This is a genomic window from Microvirga sp. P5_D2, assembly GCF_054049475.1.
The window spans coordinates 1-2,983 of sequence record NZ_JBFUMH010000308.1; the positions used below are offsets into that span (position 1 = coordinate 1).

General features: G+C 61.3%; 3 protein-coding genes and 1 pseudogene. 2 read left to right on the forward strand and 2 right to left on the reverse strand.

The genetic code is table 11. The features are described 5' to 3' along the window. Nucleotides 1-214: 214 nt before the first annotated feature. Both ACXJKO_RS30980 and ACXJKO_RS30985 read right to left on the reverse strand, forming a co-directional pair. Nucleotides 215-385 (reverse strand): tyrosine-type recombinase/integrase, encoded by a 171-nt coding sequence (locus tag ACXJKO_RS30980; protein ID WP_457094844.1) that lies wholly within the window; start codon nt 383-385, stop codon nt 215-217. 104 nt (nt 386-489) lie between these two features. After that, nucleotides 490-711: pseudogene (locus tag ACXJKO_RS30985) on the reverse strand (integrase); the annotation flags it as partial. Between the two features lie 339 nt (nt 712-1,050). On the opposite strand from ACXJKO_RS30985, the gene glgC reads away from it, so the two are divergent. Both glgC and ACXJKO_RS30995 read left to right on the forward strand, forming a co-directional pair. Continuing rightward, a complete protein-coding gene (gene glgC, locus ACXJKO_RS30990) occupies nt 1,051-2,334 on the forward strand; it encodes a glucose-1-phosphate adenylyltransferase (protein WP_457094845.1) in 1,284 nt (427 codons plus the stop codon). Between the two features lie 465 nt (nt 2,335-2,799). Continuing rightward, nucleotides 2,800-2,983: DUF2165 family protein (locus ACXJKO_RS30995; RefSeq protein ID WP_457094846.1), on the forward strand; the 184-nt coding region annotated here is incomplete at its 3' end.

The following is a 2,983-nucleotide window of genomic DNA, read 5'->3' on the forward strand; positions in this document are numbered from 1 at the left end:
CTGGCCAAGCGCCTGCGGGTTTCGACGACGGCCATCGGCCCGACCCTGAGCGCCCTCAACCGCACGCGTCGGGCCAGCAAGCAGGCTGACGGCTCCTGGCTGGCTCTCTGAGAGCGGATCAGGTGCAATCATCAGGCGGGCGACCCCGCCATGCGTATGCAGGCATCGGCTTGATCCTCTGCCGTGCGGCAGCCGTGATACGGCTGCCTCGATCTCAGTCAGCCGTCGCGCACTCGTCCTGCTGGTCCTSGTTGAGYGGGTGGAGGTCTCGGACCATCTGGTGAAGACGGGAGGTGTCGAGATGGGTGTAGATCTGGGTGGTCTCGATGCCGGTATGACCGAGCAGCTCCTGCAGCACGCGCAGGTCGGCGCCGCCTGAATGCATATGGGTCGCAAAGGCATGCCGCAGCACGTGTGGAGAGCCCGCTCAGGGCTGGACAGGCCCGCCGTAACAGCGGCTTCCTTGATCTCGAGCAGCGCCGCCTGTCGCGTCAGGGCTTTGGATCCGTTGCGCACCGAGTGGAACAGCCAAGGGGAGGGGGCTCCACTGGAGTGGGTGCGGGCCAGCGTCTGCCAGAGGGCAATGGCTGCAATGGCTCGCTCATGTAAGGGCACGAGCCGTTGTTTGTCGCCCTTGCCACGCACCAGCAGCATGCGGGTGCCCGGGGGAGCGGCATCGGAGGGCAAGGACAGGGCCTCGCTGATGCGCATGCCGGAGGCATAGAGCGTCTCGAACAGAGCAGCCCTTCGAGCATAGCCGGCCTGACGGTACAGCCCGACTGACAGATCGGCAGCGAGCCTATGGGCGGTCTCCAGCAGTGACGACGACAATTGTAACGGCGGCCTGATGACGACAGAGATGGCTCGTTGGGTGTGACATACATCAGGGTAGGGAGCGAGGCGCCCGGGCTGTCTGTACAATCGATATCCCGGTTGCTTAGCAACCGATCTGAATCGGGTTAGGCTTCAATATTGGCGGGAACTTCCATTCAGCCGCGGGCGTAGAAGCTAACCAGGCCGAAGGGCCACGCTTCTCGATGAGGAAATGCCATGCCTGCCACCGCCGCTCCGCTGACCCGTCGCACGATGGCCTATGTCCTGGCCGGTGGACGCGGCAGCCGTCTTCTCGAGCTCACCGATAAGCGCGTCAAACCAGCGGTCTACTTCGGGGCCAAGTCGCGCATCATCGACTTTGCGTTGTCGAACGCTCTCAACTCTGGCATCCGGCACATTGCTGTGGCTACCCAGTACAAGGCTCACAGCCTCATTCGCCACCTGCAGCACGGCTGGAGCTTCTTTCGCGCCGAGCGCAACGAGAGCTTYGACATCCTGCCGGCCAGYCAACGCGTCTCAGAGACCATGTGGTACGAGGGTACGGCCGATGCGGTCTATCAGAACCTCGACATCATCGAGAGCTACGGGCCTGAGTTCATCGTGATCCTTGCCGGCGATCACATCTACAAGATGGATTACGAAGTCATGCTGCACGAGCATGTGAGCCGAGGCGCTGACGTGACGGTAGGCTGCATCGAGGTCCCMCGGGWKGARGCCAGYAGYTTYGGGGTCATGGCCATCGACACGCAGGATCGCATCATCTCGTTTCTCGAAAAGCCAAAGGACCCGCCCGGCATGCCGGACAAGCCTGAGATGGCGCTGGCCAGCATGGGGATCTATGTGTTTGCCACGCGCGTGCTGGTCGACCAGCTCCGGCGCGATGCTGCGAATCCGGACTCGCACCACGACTTTGGCAAAGACGTCATTCCCTACCTGGTGGAACATGGCAAAGCCGTCGCGCATCGGTTTCCCGACTCCTGCGTGCGATCATCCAACGAAGCTGAGGCCTACTGGCGGGATGTGGGCACCCTGGATGCCTACTGGGCCGCCAACATCGATCTGACCCACGCTGTGCCAGCCCTGGATCTGTACGACCGCGATTGGCCGATCTGGACCCATGCCGAAATTACGCCCCCAGCGAAGGTAATCCGGGAGGCGGCGGGGCAGCGGGGAGAGGTGATTGACTCCGTTCTGTCGGGCGGCTGCATTGTTGCGGGTGCGATGGTGCAGCAGTCGCTTCTGTTTACCGGCACGCGGGTTCATGCCGGAGCGCAGCTTGATCAGGCGGTGGTGCTGCCRGGGGTTGAGGTTGCTCCGTCATCGCGGCTGAGGAAGGTGATCGTGGACCGCGGCGTTCGGATTCCGGAGGGTCTTGTGGTCGGCGAAGATCCGGATTGGGACGKGCAACGCTTCCGGCGCAGTGAGACCGGCGTTTGTCTGATCACGCAGCGCATGGTGGACCAGCTTAAAGGGAAAGAGCAGGGGAGCCCTGACTTTTAATCAGAGGTCCATGAGTTCGAGTCAGAGCGCGATCACCACATTAAATACTTGATCAGCAAGGGTTTTGTGATCTTATCGTGTCGACAGCCGCGCGGGTCATTTTCGACTGGGTAACGTCAGGGGTAACAGCAGACGAAGTTCAAGCAATCTGTACCAGCCCCGCTTCACTTTGCGCTGGATAGCAAAATGTCTGCAACTGCGCGATGAGCTGACCTCTACACGGCCACGCTTAAAGGCGCTTCTTAACCGTTGCTGATCTTGCCGGCGGGCCTTCATTGTCGGTCAGCGTGGAGGTCGGCTTGTCGGGGTTTGCACGCGTCGCTATCGTTTTATGCGATTCCCCAGCAAGCCCGCGCCGTTCATCTCGAAGTCTCATCCCTGCACGCTTAGCTGGCCAAGTCCGACGCGCCGCTACGAGATGGAAACAACCGGGCTGCGGTACTGAATGACGAGCATGTTGCGCCCATGACGATTGTCAGGACTTCCAAATCAATCCTGGTCGCGGCAGTTGCGCTGTGGGTCAGCCTCGTGGCTTTCGGCAACATCACGGACTACGGGACGAACCTCGCTTTCGTGAATCATGTCTTGTCAATGGATACGGTCTTTCCGGACACCACGATCCTATACCGGGCCATTGCGAGCCCGGCGC